The sequence below is a fragment of the Kribbella sp. NPDC054772 genome, assembly GCF_053611945.1.
Map to the genome: position 1 here is coordinate 338,145 of NZ_JBSHBJ010000001.1, position 25,287 is coordinate 363,431.

Sequence of the window (25,287 nt, forward strand, 5' to 3'; positions counted from 1 at the left end):
GGGGGGGGCGCGCGCCTGTCGGGGCGCGCTTCTCTCGGCTCCTAGATGTGTGGTGTGGGTCCCCGATTGTGTGGCGTGGGGGGGGGGGGGGGGGGGGGGGGTCACCACCCCCCCCCCCCCGAGCCTCCCATGTTCGCAACGTCGCCCGGCTGGCCGAGGCCGGCCGGGCCGAACTGGTGGCGGTCGCCGACCCGCGCGGCGCCGCCGACCTGCCCGCGGACGTCCAGGTCTTCGATGGCCTGGACGAACTGCTGGCTGCTACCGCGGTCGACGTGGTGGTGATCTGTACGCCGATCCAGACCCACGTGCCACTGGCCGAACTGGCGATGCGCGCGGGAGCCGACGTACTGCTGGAGAAGCCGCCGACCGCGTCGCTGGCCGAGTTCGAGCAGCTGTCGGCCGTGGTGGCGGAGACCGGGCGGGCGTGCCAGGTCGGCTTCCAGGCGCAGGGGTCGGAGGCCACGCTGACGCTGGCCTCGATGATCGCCGACGGCCAGCTCGGTGAGATCCGTGGGATCAGCGCGACCGGGAAATGGGTGCGGAAAGCGCAGTACTTCCAGCGCGCCCGGTGGTCCGGCCGGCGGCGGCTCGACGGAATCGACGTGGTCGACGGCGCCGTCACGAACCCGCTCGCGCACGCGACCGCGGCGGCCCTGCTGCTGGACGGGTCGACCGGCGTCGACGACATCCGGTCGATCGAGACCGAGCTGTACCGCGCGAACCCGATCGAGTCCGACGACACCTCCTCGGTCCGGATCACCACCAGCCGCGGTACGCCGATCTTGATTGCGGTCACGTTGTGCGCGACGGAACACCTCGAGGCGTCGGTGATCGTGCACGGGTCCGAGGGGCGGGCGGTACTGACGTACCAGTCGGATCTGATCGGCGACACGAAGTACGGGCGGGCGGATCTGCTGGAGAACCTGCTCGCGCATCGCGCGGATCCCGCCGTACCGCTGTATGTGCCGTTGCAGGCGACCGGTGGGTTCACCCGGGTCGTCGAGGCGGTGCGGACGGCGGCCGACCCGCTGCCGATCCCGGGGGAGCTGGTGCGCTGGGAAGGGGAGGGGCTAGAACGCCGGCCGATTCTTCTCGACGTGGAGAAGTGGATCGACCGGGCCTCGGACGAGCTGGCCTTGTTCAGCGAGATCGGGGCGCCCTGGAGTACGCAAACAACACTGGAGAGCTGATGACGCAGAACCTCGGCTGTAACCATGCTGTCGGCCGGTCGATCCAGGTCACGGCGGGTGACGGCGAGTTGTTCACCTATGTCTACAACGCGGACGACCCGCAGTACGAGTCGCCGCGACCCTACTTCCACCCGATCCGGACGCTGACCGGCGATCTGGTCAGCGTGTACCGGCCGTGGGATCACTTGTGGCACAAGGGTCTCGCCTGGTCATTGCCGCACTTCGGCGCGGACAACTTCTGGGGCGGGCCGACGTACGCGAGGGAGGACGGCTACCAGCCGCGCGACAACAACGGCTCGCAGGACCACGACCGCGTCGACGCGCTCGACGTGTCGGACGACGAGGTCCGGTTCGCACACCACTTGTCCTGGCACACCCAGGGCGGCAAGCATGTGGTGGACGAGTCGCGGACGATCACGACACGACTGACCGACGACGGATGGGTGCTCGTCTACGAGACCGCGATGACGAACGTCTCGGGAGCCACCGTCCAGATCGGCAGCCCGACCACGGCCGGCCGTCCGAACGCGGGGTACGGCGGTCTGTTCTGGCGCGGACCGCGGTGCTTCACGAACGGCACGATCCTCGCCCCGCAAGGCAAGGGCCGTGACGAGCTGATGGGGCAGCGCGCGCCGTGGATGGGCTTCACCGCCCGTCAGGACGAGACCGACACGGCCTCCACCCTGATCGTCGCCGACGCGACCGACAACGTCCGGCACCCACCGGAGTGGTTCGTCCGCTCCTCGAACTTCGCCGCCGTCTGCCCGGCCCCGTGGTTCTCCGAGGAACTCCCGGTGGAAGCCGGCGCGACCCTGCGCCTGCGGTACGCCGTCCTGATCGCCGACGGCCTGTCCGACGACGACCGAGCCGCCACCCTCGCCGCCCAGGCCACGAAGGCCCTCGCGAGCTGAACCCCGGACCCCCACGCCATCACAATCCACCCGCCGACGCCCGGCCCCGCCTGGCGGGCGCCGCAAGCGGTGATTGTGATGGCCTGGGGGTTCGCCGCCACGCGCTGACCCAGCAACCAAGGGTTACCTAACCTAGGGTTGAGGGCATGAGCGAGCCCGTGCTGCAGATCCCGTTCGACGATGCGTTCCGGTTCGATCCGTCGCCGACCTTCGCGGAGCTCCGGGAGGGGCGGCCGGTGGCGCGGGTGCGGACGCTGGCCGGCGCCGAGGTCTGGCTGGTGACGCGGTACGACGACGTGAAACTGGTGCTCGCCGATCCCAGGTTCTCGCGGGCCGCCGTGGTGAAGCAGGGAGCGCCGCGGGTCGCGCTCGCGAAGCCGATGCCGAACAGCCTGACCACCACCGACCCGCCCGAGCACACCCGCCTCCGAAGGTTGGTGGTGCCAACGTTCGCGCACCGCAAGATCGAGCGGACCCGGCCATGGGTCGCCGAGTTGTCCGCGCAGCTCGCCGAGGACGTCGCGCGGGCCGGTGACGGCGCCGACATCCGGCAGCTGGTCGCGTTGCCGTTGCCGATCCAGGTGATCTGCCAACTGCTCGGCGTCCCGTACGCGGACCGCGCCCAGTTCCGCGAGTGGACCGAGCTCGGGTACAGCATGAAGATGGCCGAGAAGGACCTGGTCGAGGACGCGATGACCAACCTGACGGCGTACATCGAGGACCTGGTTACGAAGAAGCTGGCGAACACCTCGGCGCCGGCGGAAGACCTGCTCGACGAACTCGTCCGCGCTCGGGAGGAAGGGGATCGGCTCAGTCAGGAGGAGCTGATCGCGTTCGGGGTGAACCTGCTCGTCGCCGGTCACGAGACCTCGGCGAACCAGATCTCGAGCTGTGTCGCGACGTTGCTGCGCTGGCCGGAGAACTGGTCGCGGCTCGTGGACGACAACAGCTTGATCCCGTCGGCGATCGAGGAGCTGCTGCGCTTCAACCGGTTCAGCGAGGTCGGTCAGCTGCGCGTCGCGCTCGAGGACATCGAGTTGCACGGCGTACAGATCAAGGCCGGTGAAGGCGTGATGGCGGCGCTCAACTCGGCGAACCGGGACCCGCGGGCCTACGACGCCCCGGACGAGCTGCGGATCGATCGGAAGGACAACAAGCACATGTCCTTCGGCTTCGGACCGCACTTCTGTCTGGGCGCGCAGCTCGCGCGGATCGAGCTGCAGGAGTCCCTGCTGGCGTTGGTACGTCGCTTCCCGCGGATGAGTCTCGCGAAGCCGGCCGAAGAGCTCGAGTGGCGGCGCGTCCTGGTCAGCGGTCTCGCGGAACTGCCGGTGAACCTCAACCTCTGAGGTCCACCGGCAGCCGGTAGATCAGTTCTGCGAGACGAGCACGACGCCGTGCTCGGACTGGTACTGCTCGATGTACCTGCTCGCCATCGGCTCGCTGCACGCGATCGCATCGGCGATCTTCTTCGGGGTGAGCTCACCACGCTCCGGCGACCAGTCGGACAGCAGCGCCCAGGCACGTTGGCGCTTCTTTTCCAGAGGACTCAGTTCTTCCTCGTCCGTGGTCGTCGACTCCTCGACCACGGACTCCGGGTCGGGCAGGACCGGCTCGACCTTCGGCGTGGTGATCAGCGCGGGCGGCTGCGGGTCCGTCGGGCCGGCGAACGGCGACGGCGGCTTCGGCTTCTCCACCAGCGGTTCGGCCTTCGGCTGCGGGGCGAACGGCTTCAGCGAACCGTTGACGACGTGCTGCGGCTCGCTCTCGTCCTCGACGACGACCGCCTCGGACACGTTGCCGCTGTCGGTCGGGTCCGGGTCGACGATCGCCATCAGCTCGCCGGTCCAGGCGTCCTCGTCGCGCAGCGACATCCCGCCGTCCGCACGCCGCGGCTGCCCGCCTTCCAGCACCCACACGGCGGCCGGTACGGCGGGGCCGCCCTCGGGCTGCTCCGGCGGCGGCGAGATCGCCTTGGTCAGCTTGTTGGTGATGACCTCGTAGTTGATCCGTTCCTCGAGCATCCCGGCCAATCGGTCCGGGTCGTACGTCGTCTCGGCGATCTTCGCCAGCCGCTCGTCCTGGTGCTCGGAGCGGATGTACTCCGCGACGGTGCCGGCGATCGCCTCGCGGCGGCTCCGGTTGCGGATCTGGTGGTGCGCCGCCCGGAGGCTTTCGTACAAGGTGTAGCCGTGCTCGATCGCCAGCGAGCGCGCGAGCCAGGTGACGCGCGGCTCCCGGGCCCACTGGACGATGCCGTACACCGGGCCGGTGTCGCGCATCTGGCCGGCCTTGCGGAGTGCGTCGCGCCGACGGGCCGAGCTGTGGATCAGCCAGAGCACGTAGGCGAACGCGGACAGACCGCCGAAGCCGAAGGCGAGGAACCGCTCTTCCGGCCGCCAGTGGCCGACCACGTTGAAGACGACGGCGACGAGTGCCGCGAAGAACGACATCGCGCGATAGGCGTAGGCCTGCTCGCCCTTGCGCCGGCGCAGGTCGGCGAGCGCCGCGGTGGCGACACCACCGAGCTCGAGCACCGCGACCGCGGGGGTGACGAGGACGATCTTGAGCAGCGTCGAGAACCCGCTGTCCGGCCAGGGGATATGGGTCACGCCGGCCCAGACCTGGCCGACCAGAGCCGCGGCAGCCGCGGTCGCGTAGAAAGCGTAAGCGACTTTGTCCGCACCGGTGAGGGGTACGTTGACCAGTTCGCCAGTACTGGTTGTGCTGGTGTTCTCCTGCAAGACGTGCTCTCCTGACCGGTTTGGGCTCTCCGGCAGTTTCGTCGGGTGGGTGTACGGCGGCCCCCATAGCGCGCTGCACGAGGCTACCGGTTTCCGGCCCCATAAGGGGAGGCGAATCCGGAAACGTCTCGAACCTCCCCACTACCATCGGGGTTCACACACCCGAATTTCAAACGACCAATAGTGTCGGGGCATGATCCCGACGCTGCGATCGTTGCCCGACCCGTCCGCGCTGGCCGCCCACCTCGGGTCGGCGTACGGCCTGCGCTTCACCGGTTGCTCGTTGCTCCGGTCGCTGGTCAACGACGTCTACGTGCTGGCCACCGATGACGCTCGCTACGTGCTCAAGCTGTACCGCCGCGACTGGCGTGATCCGGACGAGATCCGTTGGGAGACAGGGCTTTCGGCGCATCTGCTCGCCGCCGGCGTCCTCGTCCCACGGCTCCGGTCGTTGCCGGACGGTGACACCGTCGGACTGCTCGAGACACCCGAGGGACCCCGGCCGTTCACCCTGTCCGAGCACGTCGAGGGCACCAAGCTCTACCCGCCTTTCACCGACGAGTTGTACGTCGCCTTCGGGGCCCAGCTCGCTGCTTTTCACGATGCCGCCGACAACTACACTTCGCCGTACTTTCGCCGACCGGTCGAGGCGGCGCAACGGCTCGACGAAGCGCTCGCGGACATTCTCGCCGTCGACGACGCGGAGGAAAACCTGCTCCGGTCACTCGCCGACGCAGTACGGAACAACGTCGCGCAGTACTCGAAGGCAGGAACCTGCCATGGTGATGCCTCGATGGACAATGTTTTGTTGACGGAACAGGGACTTCTGCTACTTGATTTCGATCTCGCCGCGGTCGGTCCACCGGCGGCGGATTTCTGCGGCGTCGCGACGACCCCGCACTGGGAGGCGTTCAAGGCGGGGTACCGCACCCGCCGGCCGATCGACGCCGAGGACGAGGCGATGATCCCGTACCTGCAGGTCGTCGGGCGGATGTTCAACCTGCGATTCCATCTCGTCGACAAGCCGCTGTTCCGCGGGGACGAGTCACGGGACGAGGGCTGGGCGGCCGGGGAGTACGACGGGTTGCGCGCGGCAGCCGCCGTACTGCTCTGAGGTTCCTCTGGGGTTCACAGCAAGGTCCCAGGGAACGTGGAGCGAGCTCGCGGGCAGGCTGCGCATCCTGAGGGTGTGAAGGTTGCGGCGCGGTCTCTGAGTGTGCGGGTCGCGGCGGCGATGGTGGTGCTGGTCGCGGTGGTGAGTGTCGTGATCGGTGGGCTGACGACCGCCGCGATCAGCTCGTACCTGACCAGCCAGCTCGACGGCAAGGTGACCGCGGCGCAGGGCCGGGCGATCGGCGCGCTGCAGAACGGCGGGCCGCCGCCGGACTCGCCGCACGGGCAGGACGCCGGCACGGTGACGGTCTATGCGGGGTCGTCGACCGCGGTCGGCAAGGTGATCACTAACGACGGGAAGCTCGCCGATCTCTCCGACGCGGCGATCGGTGTGCTCGACGATCTGCCGACCGGTGCGAACAGGACCGTCACGCTGCCCGGGCTCGGGAAGTACCGCGTGCGTGCGACGAACATCGGGCAGATCACCGTCGTCGCGGGTCTGCCGACGAAGGACATCCAGAACACGGTGAACAGTCTGATCGGCTGGGAAGCGTTGTTCGGCGGGATCGGCGTACTGACCGCCGGCGGTGTCGCGGTCTTCGTCGTACGGCGTCAGCTGCGGCCACTGCGGCGGGTCGCGCAGACCGCCCGTGAGGTAGCCGGTCTGCCGCTCGACACGGGCGAGATCGGGGTGACCGCCCGGGTGCCTGAGCAGCTGACCGACGAACGTACCGAGGTCGGTCGGGTCGGCGTCGCGCTGAACACGCTGTTGGGACACATGGAGGACGCGCTCGACGCGCGGCACCGCAGCGAGCAGCAGGTCCGGCAGTTCGTCGCCGACGCGTCGCACGAACTCCGGACGCCGCTCACCACGATCCACGGCTACGCGCAGCTGAGTCTGCACCAGCGCGATCCCGAGCTGTACACGCACGCGATGGGCAAGGTGATGATCGAGGCGACGCGGATGGCCTCGCTGGTCGAGGACCTGCTGCTGCTCGCCCGGCTGGACGCGGGCCGCCCGTTGGACAGCCGCCCGGTCGACCTGTCCCGGCTCGGCCGCGACTCGGTCGCCGACGCCGAGATCGTTGCTGCCAGCCACCATTGGGAGCTGGACCTGCCGACCGAGCCGATCGTGGTGATCGGCGACGAGCAACGGCTGCACCAGGTCCTCACCAACCTGCTCACCAACGCCCGCCGCCACACGCCACCCGGCACCACCGTGACGGTGGCCGCTCGCATCGCCGACCGGTTCGCGGTCCTCACCATTCACGACGACGGACCCGGGATCCCCGCCGAACTCCAGCCCGACGTGTTCCGCCGCTTCACCCGCGCGGACACCGCCCGTACCAGAACCAACGCGGGAACCGGCCTCGGTCTGTCCCTCGCCCAGTCGATCGCCCACGCCCACGACGGCACCCTGACGGTCCTCTCCGCGCCGGGCAGCACCACTTTTACGCTGGCGTTGCCTAGGCTCGTCACGTGACTGTGGAAACAGACGTGCCGATGCCCGATGGGCGAACCCTGCACACCTACGACACCGGCGGCGACGGTTTTCCGGTCCTGTGGAACCACGGGACCCCGAACGTCGGCGCGCCACCCGAGCCGCTCTTCGCCGCGGCCGACCGGCTGGGGCTGCGCTGGGTCTCGTTCGACCGTCCCGGGTACGGCGGTTCCACGATGCACCGCGGACGCACGGTCGCCTCGGTCGCCACCGACGCGGCCGCGGTCGCGGACTCGCTCGGGATCGACCGGTTCGCGGTCGCCGGGTACTCCGGCGGCGGAACCTTCGCCCTCGGCACGGCGGCTGTCCTGGGCGACCGGGTCAGCGCAGCGCTCACGCTGGCCGCGATCGCGCCGTATGGCGCCGAGGGGCTGAGTTGGTTCGACGGGATGGTGCCGTCGTCGATCGCCGCACTCGCGAGCGCGGCCGCCGGGCCCGAGGTCCGCGAGGTGCTGCACAACTCCGGCTTCGACTACGACGCGGGATTCACCGACGACGACCTGGCGATGTTCGGCGGGCCGTGGGGCTGGCTCGGCAAGGTCGCGGGACCTGGCCTCGACGCCGGCCCGTACGGGCAGATCGACGACGACGCGGCGTACACCCGGCCGTGGGGTTGCGATCCGGGAGCGATCACCGCGCCGGTCCTGCTGCTGCACGGCACCGCGGACCGCATCATCCCGGTGAGCCACGGGCGATGGCTCGCGGAGAACTGCCCGACCGCGACGCTGCAGGAGTCTGCGGGCGCGTCCCACTTCACGATCGTCGAGCACGCCGAGCCGGCGCTGGAGTGGCTCGCGGCGACGTGCCGCCGTACCGGCTGAAGCCTGGGTACGGCGGCCCGCGCGGCTGCTACTTGGTGCCGAAGCTGTAGATGGTGGTCGACTTGTAGGTCTCGCTGGGGCGCAGCACCGTCGACGGGAAGTTGGCGTGGTTGGGCGAGTCGGGGAAGTGCTGGGTCTCGAAGGCGAACGCGTCGCCCTGCCGGTAGGCCTTGTTCCCGATGCCGAGGAAGGTGCCGTCGAGGAAGTTGCCGCTGTAGAACTGGACCCCCGGCTGGTCGGTGCGCACCTCGATGGTGCGGCCGTGGTCGGGCTCCCAGAAGCGGCCCGCCAGCCGGAGACCGTCGTGGTCCGGCTGGCCACCGATCACGAAGTTGTGGTCGTACCCACGGCCGTAGATCAGCTGCTGGTGGTCGCCGCGCAGCCGCTTGCCGATCGCGGTCGGCTTACCGAAGTCGAACGGCGTACCGGCCACCGGGGCGATCTCGCCGGTCGGGATCAGCGTCGCGTCGACCGGCGTGTACTTCGGCGCGTTCAGCTCGAGCACGTGGTCGTAGATCGTGCCGTTGCCTTCGCCGAGCAGGTTGAAGTACACGTGGTTGGTCAGGTTGACGATGGTCGCCTTGCCCGCCACGGTCGCGTGGTAGTCGATCCGCAGGTTGTCGCGCTTGTCCAGCGTGTAGGTGACGGTGCTGGTGAGCTCACCGGGAAAACCCATCTCGCCGTCCGGGCTGACGTAGGTGAACGCGACGCCGACCGCCTGGTCGGTCTGCACGACCTTCGCCTTCCAGACCTTCTTGTCGAAGCCGATGGTCCCGCCGTGCAACGCGTTCTCGCCGTTGTTGACCGGGATCTGGTACGCCGTCCCGTCCAGCGTGAACTTGCCCTTGGCGATCCGGTTGCCGTAGCGGCCGATGGTGGCGCCGAAGTACGGGCTGAGCGCCGCGTAGTCCGGCAGGTTGTCGAAGCCGAGGCTGATGTTCTCGGTGTGACCGCGCCGGTCCGGGGCCTCGACCCGCTGGATGGTGGCCCCCCAGGTCAGCATCGAGATCGTCACCGCGCCGTTGGTGAACGTGTAGACGTCCACCTGCTGACCGTCGGGCGTGGTGCCGAACTTGTCCTTGTGGATCTCCAGCTTGCCGTGGTGTGCACCCATGCCGGTCAACTTATCCGGCGTACCAGCGCCGGAACTGGTTTGGGTACTGGCGTCGGCGGTGCTGCTGAGAGCGCCCGCGGCGGCGGCACCGAGGCCCAATGCGCCGGCGGTCCGGAGGACCTGACGGCGGGGCAGATGATCGGGCATCGCAATCCCCTCAATCGTTGTAGAGACGGACCTTCGCACGATAAGCGCGCCAGACCAGTGTTTGGAACAGTTCGGAACGGTGTGAATTCGTCCGATCTCTCCGGGGTTCACACAGGGTCTTCTGGATGGTGACCAGATCGGTCCGCTCTACGCCCCGATCGAGTCTTCAGTGGTACGCCGTTTGCGAGGCACGATGAGGTCATGAGCCGAACCGCACTGATCGTGATCGACGTCCAGGAATCGTTCCGGGTCCGCCCGAACTGGCAGCTGGTGAACCACCCCGACATCGCCGAGCGGGTCGACCGCCTGGTGCGTGCGACGCGCGCGAACGGCGACCTCGTGTTCTGGGTGCTGCACACCGAGCCGGGGACAGGCGGCGCCTTCGATCCGGCCGAGGGTCACGTCCGACTGATCGACGGACTGGAGCCGTTGCCCGGCGAGCCGATCCTCACCAAGACGTCGCACAACGCCTTCACCACAACGAATCTGCAGCAGTTGCTGACGCAGCAGGGCGTCGATCAGATCGTTGTCTGCGGCATCCGTACCGAGCAGTGCTGCGAGACCACGGCCCGGGTCGGCTCCGACCTCGGGTACGACGTCGTGTTCGTCACCGAGGCGACCGCGACGATGGCGCTCGCGCACTGGACGATCCGCGAGGAGGCGAGCGTCGAGGAGATCCTGGCCGACCCGCGGACCCTCACCGCGGAGCAGGTCGCCGAGCGGACGGAATACGTGCTGGCCGGTCGGTTCGCCACGATCCGGACCCTGGACGAGCTGACCGGCGTACCCGTGTCATCCTGACCGGATGCGCCCTACTCGTGTGGTCTTCGTACTGGTGCCGAAGGTGCATTTGCTGGATTTGGCCGGGCCCGCCCAGGTGTTCACCACGGCGAATGACCTGGGGTATGCGTATTCCGTCAGTTATGTGGCCGAATCCGAGGAGGTCATGACGGCTCAGGGGGTGCCGTTGCGGACCCAGATCGAGTGGCCCGAGGTCGGTCCGGAGGACCTGATCCTGGTCCCGGGCTGGCGGTCCCCACGGTTGTCGCCGGTGCCGCCGATCGGGCCCGGGACGAGGCAGCGCCTGCGCGAACATCACGCCGGCGGTGGGTCGGTAGCGAGCGTTTGTTCCGGGGCGGACGCGCTCGGCTGGGCGGGTCTGCTCGACGGCCGGCGCTTCACCACCCACCACGATCTGACCGAGGAGCTCGCCGCCCGGTACCCGCGAGCGACGATCGTGCGCGACGTCCTGTACGTCGAGGACGACCGGATCATCACGTCCGCCGGGATCGCCAGCGGGATCGATCTCGCACTCCACCTCGTCGCCATCGCCCGCGGCGCCGAGGCCGCCGCCCGAGTCGCCCGCGAAATGGTCGTCTACGCCCGCCGCAACGGCGACGAACTCCAGGACTCCGCGATGCTGCGGCATCGCGGCCATCTGAGCGACGTGGTGCACCGCGTCCAGGACGTCATCGATTCCCGGTACGCCGACAAGCTGCCACTCGCCGATCTGGCCGGTCAGGTCGGCGTCAGCGAGCGCACCCTGACCCGCGTCTTCAGCACCGCGACGGGTCTCACGCCGTTGCGCTACCAACAGGTCCTTCGCCTCGAACGCGCCGAACACCTGATCGGGCATGGCGCGACGGTCGAGTCGGCCGCGCGCAGGGTGGGCTTCGAAGACGCCCGGATGCTCCGCAGGCTGCGCTCCCGCCCAACTGTCTAGACCAGTACGAACTTTTTTCGAGAACCCCGCGTCTACTCGTGCACAACCACGAACGAGGGGGACGCACGATGAAGGTTGCTGGGGGCAAGTTGCGGGCGCTGGTCGCGGCCGGGGTGGCCGTTGGAGCGGCTGCCGCGGGGGTCGGCGTGGTGGGGATGCAAGGAGCGGATGCCGCGACGTCGAGCAGCGCGGCGGTGACCTCGCTGAGCCGGACGCAGCTGCTGACGGTCGGCGAGGTGAAGAAGGCGGACGCGCGACGGAACTGGTTCCGGCAGGTTGACAGGGGAATCCTGCCCAGGACGTACTGCGGTCCGGCGTCTACCGAGGGCAAGCACGTGTCGGCGCGGATGGCGCGCGGGTTCACCGACGAGATGGACGCGTACGGCGCGCAGTACGTCAGCCAGTACGCGAACGCGGCCACCGCGCGGGCGGCGTACAACTCGGTCATCGCGACGCTGAAGAGCTGCACGTACAGCAAGCCGGCGCCGACGCATGCCCGCAAGATCACCGAGAACCGGATGGTGAAGGGTGCCTCCGGCGACCGCACCCAGGTGATCCGCTGGTACGACTACCCGAAGCCCAATGACCCGGGCAGCGAGGCCGGCGGCTTCCCATACGCCGTCACGCTGAAGGGCCGGAACGTCTCGGTGCTGGCGTTCAGCGAGATGGGGCCGGGCGTGCCCGCGCCGAACTTCGACAAGCTCGCGCGGCAGGCAGCGGCCAAGGTCAGCCGCTGAGCGGGAGGTGACGGCCGGGGCTCCGGCCGCCACCGCTCGTTTCGCATGTCAGGGCAGCTTCGACGCCGCGGTCAGTTTGGTGATCGCGGCGCTCGGCTGTCCGCTGAGGAGGGCATGATCAGCGTCCGAGATCAGCTTGGACGCCGGCTCGGTGAGGTTCTGCCCGATGTGGTTCTGCGCGATCCAGCGAGCGACCCCGACGACCGCATCGTCCTCGCCGAACGTATCGGCCTTCGTGCGCTCGAGGAGCTTGGCCGACTGGGCCGCCGCGGCGAGGGCGATCGGTGCCTGCGGACCCGACCAGTCGCGAACCTGCAGTGCGGCACTCGCCGCGACCCCGGCGGCCACGGCGTACGGATCGTGCTTGCGCAGCAGGGTGTCGCGCGCCGCCATCAGCGCCTGCCGGGCGGCTGCTTGCGTGCTGAGACCCCAACCGAACGGGTACTGCGGGTTGTAGTTGGCGTCACCAACGTTCAGCGGCTGCTGGTCCTCCGCGCGCGGCCAGCTGACCGGGAGCCGGCCGGAGAAGGGCCGCTTGCCGAACAGTACGTCGGCGACGCCGGCGCCCTCGGTGCCGGGCAACCACGACGCCACCAGCGCGTTGATCTCGCCGAGCTGGTCCGCGATCACCTGCGGGCGTCCGGAGACGATGAGGACGACGCACTTCATCGCGCCGCAGACCTTGTCCACCGCAGCCTGGTCGGCGTCGGACAGTCGCAGGTCGTGACCGTTGCCGACGTCACCGATTCCTTCGGCGTACGGGCGTTCGCCGACCACGACAACGCCGACGTCATGACCTGCCATTGGAGCGGATGCATCGGCGCTGAACGTCGCCGAGGGTACGACCTGCTTGATGCCGTCGAGGATCGTCGTCCCGGTCGTGGTCGCACCCGAACCGCCCTGCCAGCTGATGCTCCAGCCACCCATCTGGTTGCCCAGGTCGTTCGCGTTGCTACCGGCGACGTACACCTTCGCGGTCGATGCCAGGGGCAACAGGTTGCCGTCGTTCTTCAGCAGCACCTGGGACTTCGCGGCCGCCTCCCGGCCGACTGCGCGGTGCGCCGCCGACCCGATCGTCGGGATGTTGGTGGTGTCGGCATACGGGTGCTCGAACAGGCCGAGCTTGAACTTCTCGGTCAGGATCCGCCGGACCGCGTCGTCGATCCTGGTCATCGGGATCCGGCCCGCGGTGACCTCGTCGGTCAGGCCCTGGGTGAAGCCCTGGTAGTTCGTCGGCACCATGATCATGTCCAGCCCGGCGTTGACCGAGGTCCGGATGTCGCTCGCGTAGTCGCCGGGCAGCTGGTCGATCGCCTGCCAGTCGCTGATCACGAACCCGTCGAAGCCCATCCGCTGCTTCAGCACACCGTTGATCAACTCGCCGTTGCCGTGCATCTTCACCGGCGCCGCGCCGTCGATCGCCACACTGGAGTACGACGGCATGACGGTGCCGATCCCGAGATCCACCGCGGTCTGGAACGGCGCGAGGTGCAGAGTTTCCAGCTGTTCCCGGGTCACCTGCGTGATGCCCTGGTCGATCTTGTACGAGCCGGTCGTCGAGGTCCCGTACGTCGTGCCGCCGTCGCCGACGAAGTGTTTGGCGGTCGCCAGCACGTGGTTGTTGCTTGCGAGCTGGCTGCCGTCCGGCTTGCCTTGCAGTCCGGTGATCACGGTCGCCATCGACTGCACGAGCGCCGGATCCTCGCCGTACCCCTCGTAGGCGCGTCCCCAGCGGTCGTCGCGGACCACGCACACGCACGGCGCGAAGTCCCACGGGATGCCGGTCGCGCGCACCTCGGTCGCGGTCACTTCACCGGTGCGTCGGGCCAGGTCCGGATCGCGGGTGGCGCCGATCGCGATGTTGTGCGGCAGGATCGTCGCGCCGACCACGTTGTTGTGGCCGTGCACCGCGTCGACGCCGTAGATCAACGGGATCTGCAGCCGGGTCGCCTGCGCGTTGAGCTGGAAGGTGTCGGTCATCGCCGCCCACGCCGCCGGGGTGTTCGGCGTCGGCACCGACCCGCCGCCGGACAGCAATGAGCCGAGCGCGTACGACGCGATGTCGGAACGGGAGCGCAGCGCGTTCCGTTCCGCCTGCGTCATCTGGCCGACCTTTTCCGCCAGGTTCATCCGGGCGAGCAGGTCGTCGACGCGCTTCCGGAGCGGCAGTTTCGGGTTCAGGTACGGCAGGGCGTGGGCGTCGATGACCACGACGGGCTGGGTCTGCGGTGGCTTCGCGCCGGTGACGGTGAGCTCCAGCGGAATGGTTTCCGCAGTTTCCGCGGAACGGTCTTTCCGGGTCGTGACGGAAACTCTCTGCGCGGTTCCGGAAACTGTTCCGGCCGGGAACGTCAGTGTTCCGGAAACGGGCGTGTAGTCGTCGGCGCCGGCCGTTCCGTTCCCGGTCCGGTAGTCGACGGTCACCGGCGCCTCGAGCGGCGCGCCGTCGGTGGTCGCCACGGAAACCTTCACCTGCGCCGTTCCGCCCTCCGCGACCGGATACACGCCGGCGTCGGTCAGCACGCTCGCCTTCAGCGCCGGGTCGGCCTTGCCGTAGACCTCGACCTGGTCGATCGCGAACTCACCCGGCGACCCGACCGGCATCGTGAACGCGTACCCCCACATGTGCGTCAGGTTCAGCACCTGGTCGATCCCGCCCACCGGCTGGTAGTCGCCGCGGTACACGAGCTGGCTGAACGGGATCTCGACCAGATGCCAGCCCTGCCAGTCGTCGGTGAAGCTGGCGTTCCACAACTCGGAGGCCTCGGCGTTCGCGCCGCCGTCCTTGATCTCGAAGAAGATCCGCTTCCCCGACCCGGGCGGCAACGGCGCGGTGTTCTGCCCGTACCACCAGAACCGGATCCCCCTGTACGCCGACCAGTCGCCGGGGTTCACGTCGTACGTGATGTCGTGACTGAAACCGCCCCAGCCGCTGATGTCGTACGTCCCGTGCAGCACCTTGTCGCCGGCCGGAGCGTCGGCGCGGGTCTGCAGCTCCAGCGTCGGCGGGTCGTCGGCGTCGCTGCCCCAGGTGAAGATCCCCGGGTTCGGCGGCGCCGCGAACGGCTCCCCACCTTCGAACGCCGCGAGCGTGATCGGCGCCGGATCGTCGGCCGCCGCGGGCACTTCCGCGAGCAACCCCGCCAACAGGGCGGTCACCGCGACCGCGGCAGCCGTACCCCTCCGACGCTTCCGCAGCGCAGAACCGGTCCACCTGAGCATGGGCGACTCCTCACGGGACACAACACGGGGGACGGCCCGTGTTGCGCCTGACTCTCAGTCCTCCTCAGACCCGGGTCAAGAGCTCGCCGGTTCCGGAACTAGAGCGCTCTCACGGAGCCGTCCATCACCACCGGCCCCATGTACGGCCGCGGCCCGGCCCTGTACTCGGACCGGACCAGCTCCGGAGCGTCGATCGCGACCTCCCCCAGCGAGGTGTTCCGATGAGCCGCCACCCACTCGATCAAGGCGGCAGGCGCCGGGATGTCGCCGGTGAAATGCAGCAGGTTGAGGTACCAGATGTCGCGCCGCTCGGTTTCCCACCACGCGTCCGGCCCGAGCTCGGCGGTCAGCAGATCGCTGAAGCGGTCGGCGCTGCCGTCGAGCGACTCGGCGCAGGCCATCACCGTGCCCGGCGTGAGCGTGAGCCCGGTGACGCGAAACCCGACCGGCCAGCTGCTTCCGGCGGCCGCGCGGTCGAGGGCAGCGTGGTAGCGGGCGATCGTCGGATCGCTCGGCGGGATGACGTCACGCCGGGGCTCCAGAGCGCGGACGGTCAGGTGCGCCGAACCGAGCTGCCCGGTCTCCCAGTGGCCCGGACCCGCCAACTCGGCCGCCTCCCGCGTGACGGCGTCGAGAGTGCGCGCCAGCTCGGTCCCGGACGAGGGCCGCAGTACGACGCTCACCGGCCAGCGCCCACCGTCGCGCGGAAGCTCGTCGCGAGCGTGGGTTCCGGCGGTGATCCGCGGTACGGCGGTGCTGAACAGTTGGTCGAACTTCGTCGAGTCGATGATCCTGCCTCCTTGGCAGGTACGACGCGAACTCCGGTCACTTGGTTGGAGGTCCTGAACGCGGTGATTCAGAAGCAGTAGTGGTCCGATTGAGAACGAATTCAGTACTCGTAGTCATGGACCCTGGCCGTCCCGGCCGGAAAGGATGGGGGCATGACTACACGATTCGGCGTCTTCGTACCGCAGGGCTGGAAGATGGATCTGGCGCAGATCGCCGATCCGATCGAGCAGTGGGAGGCGATGACGGATGTCGCCAAGCGGGCCGACGAGCAGTCCTGGGACTCGATCTGGCTCTTCGACCACTTCCACACCGTGCCGGAGCCGAGCGACAACACCACCTTCGAGTGCTGGAGCGCGACCGCGGCGCTCGCCCGCGACACCCAGCGGGTGAACATCGGCCAGATGGTCGGCTGCAACGGGTACCGCAACCCCTCGCTGTACGCCAAGATCGCGTCCACCGTCGACGTCGCCAGCCACGGCCGCCTGTACGCCGGGATCGGCGCGGGCTGGTACGAGCACGAGTGGAAGGCGTACGGCTACGAGTGGACCGACATCCCGCAGCGGATGGCGGCGTTCCGGGAAGCGACCGAGATCATCTACAAGATGTGGACCGAGGACAAGCCGGTCTACAACGGCAAGTACTACTCGATCGACGCCCCGATCAACGAGCCGAAGGGCGTCCGCAAGCCGCACCCGAGCTTCTGGATCGGCGGTGGCGGCCCGAAGGTCACGCTGAAGCTGGTCGCGCAGTACGCCGACGCGGCGAACATCGGCGGCGGCAGCCCGGAGACCTTCAAGGAGAAGGCGGACATCCTCCGCGGTCACTGCCAGAAGGTCGGCCGGGACTACGACGAGATCATCAAGTCGACGAACTTCAACGTGTTCCCGATCGACAAGGGTGACGACCCGACCAAGGCGACCGAGAAGGCGCTCGGCCCGATGAACCGCGAGCGGTTCGACCGGGACAACCTGATCGGCACCGAGGACGAGATCGCGGACAAGGTCGAGGCGGTCCTCGAGGCCGGCGCCGACTACGTGATCTTCTACGTGCCGGGTGTCGCCTACGACCTCGACCTGCTGGAGCGCGTCGAGCGGGTCACCAAGCGCTTCGCCTGACCGCCTCTCCGGCCGCTGGGTGACCGGCGGCCGGTCCTGACCATTACCGGTCATGGCGGGTGTACGTCAGCTCGATCGGTGGACCCGCGCTGACGGCAACTGTCAGGCTCCCGGCGACGGCCTCGCATGGGTCGGGGCGTCGGGAGGTGTCCACCTGTGTTGTCCCGAACGACCCGGACCGCGGCCGGCCTGCTGGCCGCGGTGGTCGCCGGTCCCCTGCTGCTGGCGACCACCACGGCCTCGGCCGGTCCACCTGACGGGCCGGCCGGTCCGGCCGCAGCGACACCGACGGCGGCGAATCCGACGCCCGGTGCGAGCAGCAAGCGGATCACGCTCGTCACCGGCGACGTCGCCGAGCTGACCACCAGCTCCAACGGCCAGGTCTCGGCCCGCCTGCTCGACGACGAGCCGTACTACTTCGGCACCTTCGACGGCGACCTCACCCTGGTCCCGGCCGACGCGTACCCGCTGCTGTCCGCGGGGCGCCTCGACAAGCGGCTCTTCAACCTGACCGAGCTCGCGGCCCAGGGGTACGACGACGCGAGCAGCGACCAACTGCCGCTGCTGGTCACCGCGCCGGAAACTGCCCGCGGAATCCGGAGTACACCGAGTACGCCGGCCGCCGCGAGTTTCCGGCGTACCCTGCCGAGCGTCGGCAGCACGGCGGTCAGCGTCCGGAAATCCGATGCGGAAACTTTCTGGAACGGAATCAGCGGACCGACCACGTTCAAGTCCAGCCAGGTCGGCAAGATCTGGCTCGACGGCCGCACGCACGCCACCCTCGACCGCTCGACGCAGCAGATCGGCGCCCCGACCGCCTGGAAGGCCGGGTACGACGGGCACGGCGTCAAGGTGGCCGTCCTGGACACCGGGTACGACGCCGGTCACCCGGACCTCGCCAAGCAGGTCGTCGCGGCGGAGAGTTTCGTCCCCGACCAGGCCGTGCAGGACCTGCACGGCCACGGCACCCACACCGCCTCGATCGTCGCCGGCCTCGGTACGGCGTCAGCCGGCAAGCGCAAGGGTGTGGCGCCGGGCGCCGAACTGCTGATCGGCAAGGTGCTCGACAACAGCGGCGGCGGGTACGACTCCGAGGCGATCGCCGGCATGGAGTGGGCGGTCCAGCAAGGCGCGAAGGTCGTCAGCATGAGCCTCGGCGGTCTGCCGTCCGACGGCACCGACCCGATGAGCGAGGCCGTCGACCGGCTGTCGAAGTCGAGCGGCGCCCTCTTCGTGATCGCGGCCGGCAACTCCGGCGCCGAGGAGACCGTCGGTGCTCCGGGCGCGGCGTCCGAGGCACTGACCGTCGGCGCCGTCGACCGGGACGACAGCCTGGCGAACTTCTCCAGCCGCGGTCCGCGTCTGGGCGACGGCGCGCTGAAGCCCGAGGTGACCGCGCCCGGCGTGGAGATCGCCGCCGCCCGGGCCGCCGGCACCGAGCAGGGCCACATCCTCGGTCAGTACTACACGCAGCTGAGCGGCACCTCGATGGCCACGCCGCATGTGGCCGGCGCCGCCGCGATCCTCGCCCAGCGCCACCCCGACTGGACCGGCCCGCAGCTCAAGGCTGCGCTGGCCTCGACGGCCGTCCCGTCCGCGGGCGCCCGCACCGACCAGCAGGGCCTCGGCCGGATCGACATCCCGAACGCGCTCGACCCCAAGGTTCTCCCCGACACCGCCAACCTGTTCCTCGGCGACCTCTCCTGGACCGGGCCGACCACCCCCGCGCCGGTCACCCGTACGGTTGCCTACCGCAATAACTCGACCCGTCCGGTGACGCTGAACCTCTCCGTCGACGCGCAGTCCCCGGCGAAGGTGCAGGCCGGTGTCACGGTCAGCCCGGCCCGTCTCACCATTCCGGCCGGCGGTACGGCTTCCGCGACCGTGACCGTGGATCTCGCGAAGACCGAGCCTGCCAAGTACGCCGGCGTACTGACCGCACGCACCGGCAACACGTCGTACCGGACCGGCGTCGGGTTCGCGGCCGGTGGGCGACTGAACCAGGTGACCGTGAAGGCAATCGGCCGCGACGGCAAGCCGGCGACCGTCAAGACCGGCTCGAGCGGTGTGCAGTTGTGGAACCAGGACACCGGCGACGTCAAGGCGATCGCCTTCGACGACACCGGCAGCCGGACCCTCGACGTGCCGACCGGGCGTTACAGCGTGATGGCGTTCGCGATGGGCGGCGACGAAGCAGACTGGACGAACTCGATCACCTTGCTCGGCGAACCGGACGCCTGGATCGACGGTGACCGGACGTTTGTCTTCGACGCCCGCAAGGCACACAAGGTCACGGTCACGACACCGCAGCGGGCTGACCCGGAGAGCGTCAAGATCGCCTGGCACCGCAAGGTCGGCAGCCGGGATGCGGTGTCCGGCTGGGCGTTCGACGGCGGGGTGGCCGGCGGTGTCTACGCACAGAGCTTCGAAAAGGTTGCCAAAGGCACCTTCCAGGTCGTGCAGCGGTGGGACCTCGCCCAGCCGAAGCTGACCGTCGACGTCAACGGCACCGGCAGCAGCTTCCGGCTGCCGACGCTGCGCGAGGGCGACCAACGGACCGTGTACGTCGGGTCCGAACAACTGCAGCTCGTGGACGGCGGCGACGGCACGGCGGCCGAGCTGACCGGGGCCAAGGGCAAGGTGGCGCTGATCCGGTTCCGGGCGCAGGACTTGACCGCCGAGCAGGTCCTGGCGGCGAAGGACGCCGGAGCCAAGGCGGTCCTGATGTACAACGAGGAACCCGGGTTCTGGTCGACTCTCGCCTGGGAGGGCATTCCCTTCTACTTGGTGAGAGCGCCGCAGGGTAAGCAACTGCTCGACCTGCTCGCCAAAGGCCCGGTGACTCTGAAGCTGAACGGCCTGCTGGACAGCATCTACCGGTACGACCTGGTGGTGGCGCCTTCCACGGTTCATGGGCCGTTGACGTACGACGTCGCGAAGCTGCACCCGGCCGAAGTAACGATGACGTACCACCGCAACGACACGTGGTTCCTGCACCGCGAACAGCGGATCGCCCACCTGCCCGGCGTCGCAACTGGACTGGGTGCCTCGCGCGAGGTGACCGGGCCGGTCACCCGAACCGACTATCTGGTCACCGATGTGAAGGGCGTGACCTGGGACGAGAGTCTGGTTGCGGGGGAGTGGAACGAGAGTGGGTTCGAGTCCACCATCCCGCGGGCCTACCGACCGGGCGAGCAGGTCTCGCGGGGCTGGTGGGAGTCGTTGACGCGTCCCGCCGTACCGGGGTTGTCGGCCGCGGCCGGGGACGAGGCGCAGGGGTGGCCGCCGGCGCGGTTCGAGAACACGCTGCGGATCGCGATCCCGCAGTACGTCAGCGGGGACCGGAGCGTCTTCGGCTGGGGTGACCGCGGGGACGTGACGAGCATGAAGCTGAGCAGCAACGGTGTGGAGCTGGGCAGCAAGAATTGGTCGGTCGCACAGTTCGTGGTGCCGGCGCGGGCCGCGTGGTACGACCTGACGCTGGACCAGAAGCGCGGGCCGGCGAGCTGGGCGAAGACGTCCACCTCGACGCACACGCAATGGCATTTCCTGTCCGTTCCGTCCAAGAGCCGGGCGGTGCTGCCGCTCGTGCAGGTCGACTACAAGCACACGAACGGCGTGCTCGAGCTGACGCCGCACTACCAGCCGGGCGTCCGTGGTGCGGAACTTTTCCGTACGACGGCGGAAATCTCCTTCGACGGAAAGACCTGGCAGAAACTGGCGCTGCGCGGAATCGGGACTTTCCGGGCGCAGGTTCCGGCGGGTTCCTACCCGAGCATCCGGGTGACCGCGACCGACCTGATCGGGAACAGCATCACCCAGACGATCGATCGCGCCTGGAGCTGAGCCGCACCTGAACGTCAAAAGGGCGACGCCACGAAGCCGGGGGGAGGTGCTCCGTGGCGTCGCCAGGGGCGCGCCAAGGGAGGGGTGGGGGCTGGCGCGCCGGTTCGGTGGGATCAGCTCCCGAGGATTCCTCCGCCCAGCACGCCGAGCAGTCCGAGCAGGGACAGCAGGTTGCGGATGACCTGGTCGACCGCCTTCGTGCCGCCGGTCTGGTAGGCGGAGACGCACTTCTGCAGCTGCGCCTGGGTCGGCTTGGTGATCGTCACCTTCGCCATCTCGGACTGGCAGTACGTGGTGGCTGTCTTCAGCTCGGTCAGCGTGCTGCCGACGGTGCCGACGATCAGTCCGGCGGCCGTCTTCAGCGTCGCCACCGCGGGCGGGGTCGCCGGGGTGGTCGGCTTCGTCGGGGTCGGCTTGGTCGGCGTGGGCTTGGTCGGAGTCGGTTTCGTCGGCGTCGGCTTGGTGGGCGTCGGCTTCGAGGTCGGGCGGTCCGTCGGCCGAACCGTCGTCGGACGGGTGTCGTCCCGCTCCTCGGTCGGTGTCGGCTTCACGCTCGGCGGCGGCGTGGTGATGTCGATCGCCTTCGGCAGGTTCTCGTCCGCCGGCGCGTCGATCCCCGGGTCGTCGATCTGGTCGCCGGCCTCGTCCACGTCGTCGCCCGACGTCCCGTTGCCGACCGCGATCCAGCTGCCACCGGCGTAGGCCTTGGCGATGCTGACCACGAGGTCGACGTACTGCTGGGAGTGGTTGTAGCGCAGGACGGCCGCGTTCAGGTCACTGGCCTTGGACAGGTCGGTCTTGCCGGAGCACAGGTACACAGCGGTCGACATCGCCGCGTCGTCGATGTCCTGCGGGTTCCGCACGCCGTCGCCGTCGCCGTCCACGCCCATCGCCCGCCAGGTGCCGGGGATGAACTGCATCGGCCCGACCGCGCGGTCGAACGCGCCGTCACCGTCGAACCCGCCGGCGTCGCTGTCGGAGATCCGGGCCGTGCCGGACGAGCCGTCCAGCCGCGGGCCGAAGATCCCCGGGACGGCGACGCCCTTGCTGTTCAGCGAGTTTCCGCCGAAGCGGCCGTGGTTCGACTCAACCCGGCCGATCGCGGCCACCAGCGTCCATGGCAGGTGACACGACGGATCCGCCTGGGCCAGCACCTGCTGCGCGCGGGAGTAGGCCTTCAGGGCGGCGTTCGGGATGCCGTTGCGGGACAGGCCAGAGACCACCTGGGTCGGCTGCTCGCCCGGGTCGACTCCGTGCCCGACCACACCCTGCACCGGCACGTTGGCCGGCTCGGGGATCGGCGACTTCGGAACGACGACCGGGGTGTTGCCCCCGGACAGACCATTTTCCAGCGACGCGGTCGCGATCGCCGGATCGTCCGTGGCGCTGACGGTGAACGCGCTCGCGAACAACGCCACCGGGATCAGCGGCGCCACCTGACGCCACCCGCTACCCGTGGCGCGGCGCTTGCCCTTCGCCATCGATGATTCCCCTCCGTGACTCATCGACTCGCCCGGCCCCACGCTGCGGACAGTCTTTGTGTCCTACGTCTTGTAATCACTGCCGGTTGCCGTCGTATCTGGTCTAACGTCCGCCCCGTTGCGTGGGTTACGCGCCGGACCAGACCGTCTACGTGCGGTGACCGGGTACCCATACTGGCGCGTAACAAAGCCCCTGTGAACCCCCTGGGAACGATCGGGGTCCGAAATCCGGCCGCCCCTGCCGCTCGGTCCGGAGCACCGGCAAGGGACAATGACGGTCGTGCCCGCACACACAGACAAGTCCGCCGCGCTCTTCGACAGGGCCTCCACCGTCACCCCGGGCGGGGTCAACTCTCCCGTCCGGGCGTTCCGCGCCGTCGGCGGCGTCCCGCGATTCATGGCATCCGGTGACGGATGTCACATGACCGATGTCGACGGCAACCGCTACCTCGACCTGGTGTCGTCGTGGGGCCCGCTGCTGCTCGGCCACGCCCACCCCGAGGTGATCGCCGCCGTCCAGGCCGCCGTCGCCCGCGGTACGTCGTACGGGACTCCGACCGAGAACGAGGTCCTGCTCGGTGAGGAGATCGTCGCCCGGACGCCGGTGGACAAGGTCCGGCTGGTGTCCTCCGGGACCGAAGCGACGATGTCCGCGCTGCGGCTGGCCCGCGGGTTCACCGGGCGCGCCAAGATCGTGAAGTTCGCCGGCTGCTACCACGGACATGTGGACGCACTGCTCGCCCAGGCCGGTTCCGGCGTTCTCACGCTGGGAATCCCGGGGACGCCGGGAGTCACCGAGGCGACGACCGCGGACACGATCGTGCTGCCGTACAACGACCAGGCGGCCGTCACCGCGGCCTTCGCGGAGTACGGCGACCAGATCGCGGCTGTGATCACCGAGGCGTCGCCCGGCAACATGGGTGTCGTTCCGCCGCGCGACAACTTCAACGCGTTCCTCGCAAGGACCTGCACGGAAAACGGTGCACTTTTCATTTCCGACGAGGTGATGACCGGCTTCCGGATCACCCGTTCCGGTTGGTACGGCGTGGACGGCGTACGGCCGGACCTGATGACGTTCGGAAAGGTGATGGGCGGCGGTTTTCCGGCCGCGGCGTTCGGCGGTCGCGCCGACGTGATGGCGAACCTGGCACCGGAGGGCTCGGTCTACCAGGCCGGCACGCTGTCCGGGAACCCGATCGCCACCACCGCCGGCCTGACCACGCTGCGGCTGGCCACCGACGAGGTCTACGCGAAGATCGACGAGACCTCGCTCACCATCCAGCGGCTGGTGTCGACCGCGCTGGACAAGGAAGGTGTGCCGCACGTCATCTCCGCGGCCGGGAACCTCTTCAGCGTCTTCTTCGTGGAGTCATCGGAGGGACCTGCCGAGATTCGGGACTTCGCCGGGGCGAACGCCCAGGTGCTGCCCCGGTTCACGGCGTTCTTCCATGCCATGCTGGACGCCGGTGTCTACCTGCCACCGAGCGCGTTCGAAGCCTGGTTCGTCAGTGCGGCGATCGACGACGACGCGCTGGCCGAGCTGGAGTCGGCGCTGGCGCCGGCGGCCCGTGCGGCAGCAGCCGTACAGAACTGAAGGGACAGCGGTGACCGAAACGACGGTCGTGCACCTGATGCGTCACGGCGAGGTGTACAACCCGACCGGTGTGCTCTACGGCCGGATCCCCGACTTCCACCTGTCCGAGCTCGGCCGGCAGATGGCCGACCGGGTCGCGGAGCACGTCGCCGGACGCGACATCGTGCACCTGGTCAGCTCCCCGCTGGAGCGGGCGCAGGAGACGATGGAGCCGATCGCCAAGACGTTCGGGATCACCCCGGACATCGACGAGCGGGTGATCGAGGCGGCGAACCTGTTCGAGGGCAAGAAGTTCGGCGTCGGTGACGGCGCGTTGCGGAACCCGAGCGCCTGGTGGCTGCTGCGGAACCCGCTGAAGCCGTCCTGGGGCGAGCCGTACCAGCAGCTCGTCCGCCGGATGCGGGACGCGATCGAGACCGCCCGGCAGAAGGGCGCCGGGCACGAGGCGCTGATCGTGTCGCACCAGCTGCCGATCTGGATCGTCCGGTCCGCGATCGAGGGCCGCCGGTTGGCGCACGACCCGCGCAAGCGGCAGTGCAGCCTCGCGAGTCTGACCTCCTTCACCTTCCACGGCGACCAGATCGTTTCGGTCGGGTACTCCGAACCCGCGAAGGATCTGTTACCGGTCAAGAACGCCAAGAAATTCGTCGGAGGGGCCTGATGCGTCGCGCGATGGCTCTCGCGGCCGGACTGATGCTTGCGGTGACCGCTTGCTCGTCCGGCCAGCAGGCGTCGCAGAACCGGCAGGGCCAGGCCGGCTTCGTCAGCGGGAACGGCAACGTGTCGATGTTCGCGGTGGCGGATCGCAAGCCGGCGCCGGTGCTGACCGGGAAAACGCTGGACGACAAGACCTGGACGTTGTCCGACCACGTCGGCAAGGTCGTCGTACTGAACGTGTGGGGTTCGTGGTGCCCGCCGTGCCGGAAGGAAGCGCCGGACATGGTTGCCGCGGCCAAGGAGCTCGGCGCGTCGGTGGAGTTCATCGGGCTGAACACCCGTGACCTCGACCCGGCGCAGGCGAAGAAGTACGTCCAGGAGTTCGGGGTGCCGTACCCGAGCATCTACGACCCGAACGGCAAGGCACTGCTGCGTTTCCGCGGCCAGATCTCGCCCAAGGCGATCCCGACCACCCTGGTGATCGACAAGTCCGGCAAGGTCGCCGGTCGCGTGGTCGGTGAGGTCACGAAGCCAACCCTTCTGGGCATGGTGGCGGACGCTAAATGAGGTTTGGCGCAGACT

19 protein-coding genes are annotated in these 25,287 nt (G+C 69.0%); 14 read left to right on the top strand and 5 right to left on the bottom strand.

What is annotated here, in order from left to right; translation table 11 throughout:
• Positions 1 to 68 precede the first annotated feature (68 nt).
• The 3 genes from ACWGID_RS01735 (at position 69) to ACWGID_RS01745 (ending at position 3,450) form a co-directional block, all read left to right on the top strand.
• Positions 69 to 1,190, top strand: coding sequence for a Gfo/Idh/MocA family protein (locus ACWGID_RS01735; protein WP_452193432.1), 1,122 nt, complete (start codon positions 69 to 71; stop codon positions 1,188 to 1,190).
• The gene (locus ACWGID_RS01740) at positions 1,190 to 2,101 is read left to right on the top strand and encodes a DUF6807 domain-containing protein (protein WP_452193434.1); all 912 of its coding nucleotides are present in this window, start codon (positions 1,190 to 1,192) and stop codon (positions 2,099 to 2,101) included. Before ACWGID_RS01735 ends, ACWGID_RS01740 begins: the two co-directional genes overlap by 1 nt.
• Positions 2,102 to 2,247: 146 nt before the next feature.
• Positions 2,248 to 3,450, top strand: a complete 1,203-nt coding sequence (locus ACWGID_RS01745; RefSeq protein WP_452193435.1) for a cytochrome P450 — start codon at positions 2,248 to 2,250, stop codon at positions 3,448 to 3,450.
• A 21-nt stretch (positions 3,451 to 3,471) separates the two neighbouring features.
• Here ACWGID_RS01745 and ACWGID_RS01750 read toward each other — a convergent pair whose 3' ends face one another.
• Complete coding sequence (locus tag ACWGID_RS01750) at positions 3,472 to 4,845, bottom strand: hypothetical protein (RefSeq protein WP_452193437.1); 1,374 nt, start codon at positions 4,843 to 4,845, stop codon at positions 3,472 to 3,474.
• 193 nt (positions 4,846 to 5,038) lie between these two features.
• On the opposite strand from ACWGID_RS01750, the gene ACWGID_RS01755 reads away from it, so the two are divergent.
• From ACWGID_RS01755 to ACWGID_RS01765, 3 genes are all read left to right on the top strand, one after another.
• Entirely contained in the window at positions 5,039 to 5,959 is a 921-nt protein-coding gene (locus ACWGID_RS01755; protein WP_452193439.1) for a phosphotransferase enzyme family protein, read from the top strand.
• Positions 5,960 to 6,034: 75 nt separating this feature from the next.
• Positions 6,035 to 7,441 (top strand): sensor histidine kinase, encoded by a 1,407-nt coding sequence (locus ACWGID_RS01760; RefSeq protein WP_452193440.1) that lies wholly within the window; start codon positions 6,035 to 6,037, stop codon positions 7,439 to 7,441.
• Positions 7,438 to 8,280 carry an alpha/beta fold hydrolase gene (locus ACWGID_RS01765; RefSeq protein WP_452193441.1) on the top strand — a complete coding sequence of 281 codons (843 nt, stop codon included), beginning with the start codon at positions 7,438 to 7,440 and terminating at the stop codon, positions 8,278 to 8,280. Before ACWGID_RS01760 ends, ACWGID_RS01765 begins: the two co-directional genes overlap by 4 nt.
• Positions 8,281 to 8,308: 28 nt before the next feature.
• Here ACWGID_RS01765 and ACWGID_RS01770 read toward each other — a convergent pair whose 3' ends face one another.
• On the bottom strand, positions 8,309 to 9,541 hold the full coding sequence (locus tag ACWGID_RS01770; RefSeq protein ID WP_452193443.1) for an aldose epimerase family protein: 1,233 nt from the start codon (positions 9,539 to 9,541) through the stop codon (positions 8,309 to 8,311).
• Between the two features lie 201 nt (positions 9,542 to 9,742).
• On the opposite strand from ACWGID_RS01770, the gene ACWGID_RS01775 reads away from it, so the two are divergent.
• The 3 genes from ACWGID_RS01775 (at position 9,743) to ACWGID_RS01785 (ending at position 12,001) form a co-directional block, all read left to right on the top strand.
• Entirely contained in the window at positions 9,743 to 10,342 is a 600-nt protein-coding gene (locus ACWGID_RS01775; RefSeq protein WP_452193445.1) for a cysteine hydrolase family protein, read from the top strand.
• A gap of 4 nt (positions 10,343 to 10,346) precedes the next feature.
• A complete protein-coding gene (locus ACWGID_RS01780) occupies positions 10,347 to 11,264 on the top strand; it encodes a GlxA family transcriptional regulator (protein ID WP_452193447.1) in 918 nt (305 codons plus the stop codon).
• A gap of 68 nt (positions 11,265 to 11,332) precedes the next feature.
• Positions 11,333 to 12,001, top strand: coding sequence for a hypothetical protein (locus tag ACWGID_RS01785; protein WP_452193448.1), 669 nt, complete (start codon positions 11,333 to 11,335; stop codon positions 11,999 to 12,001).
• Positions 12,002 to 12,049: 48 nt separating this feature from the next.
• On the opposite strand, the gene ACWGID_RS01790 is transcribed toward ACWGID_RS01785, so the two are convergent.
• On the bottom strand, positions 12,050 to 15,223 hold the full coding sequence (locus ACWGID_RS01790; RefSeq protein WP_452193450.1) for a glycoside hydrolase family 3 N-terminal domain-containing protein: 3,174 nt from the start codon (positions 15,221 to 15,223) through the stop codon (positions 12,050 to 12,052).
• 98 nt (positions 15,224 to 15,321) lie between these two features.
• Positions 15,322 to 15,906, bottom strand: a complete 585-nt coding sequence (locus ACWGID_RS01795; RefSeq protein WP_452193452.1) for a hypothetical protein — start codon at positions 15,904 to 15,906, stop codon at positions 15,322 to 15,324.
• 258 nt (positions 15,907 to 16,164) lie between these two features.
• Between ACWGID_RS01795 and ACWGID_RS01800 the strand changes: the two genes are divergently transcribed.
• Together ACWGID_RS01800 and ACWGID_RS01805 are read left to right on the top strand one after the other, a co-directional pair.
• Positions 16,165 to 17,127: an LLM class F420-dependent oxidoreductase gene (locus ACWGID_RS01800; RefSeq protein WP_452193453.1), complete on the top strand. Its 963-nt coding sequence runs from the start codon at positions 16,165 to 16,167 to the stop codon at positions 17,125 to 17,127.
• A gap of 156 nt (positions 17,128 to 17,283) precedes the next feature.
• Complete coding sequence (locus ACWGID_RS01805) at positions 17,284 to 20,973, top strand: S8 family serine peptidase (RefSeq protein ID WP_452193455.1); 3,690 nt, start codon at positions 17,284 to 17,286, stop codon at positions 20,971 to 20,973.
• A gap of 113 nt (positions 20,974 to 21,086) precedes the next feature.
• Here the strand turns inward: ACWGID_RS01805 and ACWGID_RS01810 are convergent, their stop codons facing one another.
• A complete protein-coding gene (locus ACWGID_RS01810; protein ID WP_452193457.1) occupies positions 21,087 to 22,454 on the bottom strand; it encodes a lytic transglycosylase domain-containing protein in 1,368 nt (455 codons plus the stop codon).
• Positions 22,455 to 22,725: 271 nt separating this feature from the next.
• Here ACWGID_RS01810 and hemL point away from each other — a divergent pair, with 271 nt between their 5' ends.
• The 3 genes from hemL to ACWGID_RS01825 are packed head-to-tail and all read left to right on the top strand — an operon-like array spanning position 22,726 to position 25,272.
• A complete protein-coding gene (gene hemL / locus ACWGID_RS01815) occupies positions 22,726 to 24,048 on the top strand; it encodes a glutamate-1-semialdehyde 2,1-aminomutase (RefSeq protein WP_452193459.1) in 1,323 nt (440 codons plus the stop codon).
• A 37-nt stretch (positions 24,049 to 24,085) separates the two neighbouring features.
• Positions 24,086 to 24,709, top strand: a complete 624-nt coding sequence (locus ACWGID_RS01820; protein WP_452193803.1) for a histidine phosphatase family protein — start codon at positions 24,086 to 24,088, stop codon at positions 24,707 to 24,709.
• Entirely contained in the window at positions 24,709 to 25,272 is a 564-nt protein-coding gene (locus tag ACWGID_RS01825; RefSeq protein ID WP_452193460.1) for a TlpA family protein disulfide reductase, read from the top strand. The genes ACWGID_RS01820 and ACWGID_RS01825 overlap by 1 nt, the downstream gene beginning before the upstream one ends.
• The last annotated feature ends 15 nt before the right edge of the window (positions 25,273 to 25,287 follow it).

Bases quoted from the DNA above. Each gene is read 5' to 3' on its own strand.
- ACWGID_RS01740 (WP_452193434.1), top strand. From the start codon at position 1,190: ATGACGCAGAACCTCGGCTGTAACCATGCTGTCGGCCGGTCGATCCAG.
- ACWGID_RS01745 (WP_452193435.1), top strand. From the start codon at position 2,248: ATGAGCGAGCCCGTGCTGCAGATCCCGTTCGACGATGCGTTCCGGTTC.
- ACWGID_RS01755 (WP_452193439.1), top strand. From the start codon at position 5,039: ATGATCCCGACGCTGCGATCGTTGCCCGACCCGTCCGCGCTGGCCGCC.
- ACWGID_RS01770 (WP_452193443.1), bottom strand. From the start codon at position 9,541: ATGCCCGATCATCTGCCCCGCCGTCAGGTCCTCCGGACCGCCGGCGCA.
- ACWGID_RS01775 (WP_452193445.1), top strand. From the start codon at position 9,743: ATGAGCCGAACCGCACTGATCGTGATCGACGTCCAGGAATCGTTCCGG.
- ACWGID_RS01780 (WP_452193447.1), top strand. From the start codon at position 10,347: ATGCGCCCTACTCGTGTGGTCTTCGTACTGGTGCCGAAGGTGCATTTG.
- ACWGID_RS01785 (WP_452193448.1), top strand. From the start codon at position 11,333: ATGAAGGTTGCTGGGGGCAAGTTGCGGGCGCTGGTCGCGGCCGGGGTG.
- ACWGID_RS01790 (WP_452193450.1), bottom strand. From the start codon at position 15,223: ATGCTCAGGTGGACCGGTTCTGCGCTGCGGAAGCGTCGGAGGGGTACG.
- ACWGID_RS01800 (WP_452193453.1), top strand. From the start codon at position 16,165: ATGACTACACGATTCGGCGTCTTCGTACCGCAGGGCTGGAAGATGGAT.
- ACWGID_RS01810 (WP_452193457.1), bottom strand. From the start codon at position 22,454: ATGGCGAAGGGCAAGCGCCGCGCCACGGGTAGCGGGTGGCGTCAGGTG.
- hemL (WP_452193459.1), top strand. From the start codon at position 22,726: ATGACGGTCGTGCCCGCACACACAGACAAGTCCGCCGCGCTCTTCGAC.
- ACWGID_RS01820 (WP_452193803.1), top strand. From the start codon at position 24,086: ATGCGTCACGGCGAGGTGTACAACCCGACCGGTGTGCTCTACGGCCGG.
- ACWGID_RS01825 (WP_452193460.1), top strand. From the start codon at position 24,709: ATGCGTCGCGCGATGGCTCTCGCGGCCGGACTGATGCTTGCGGTGACC.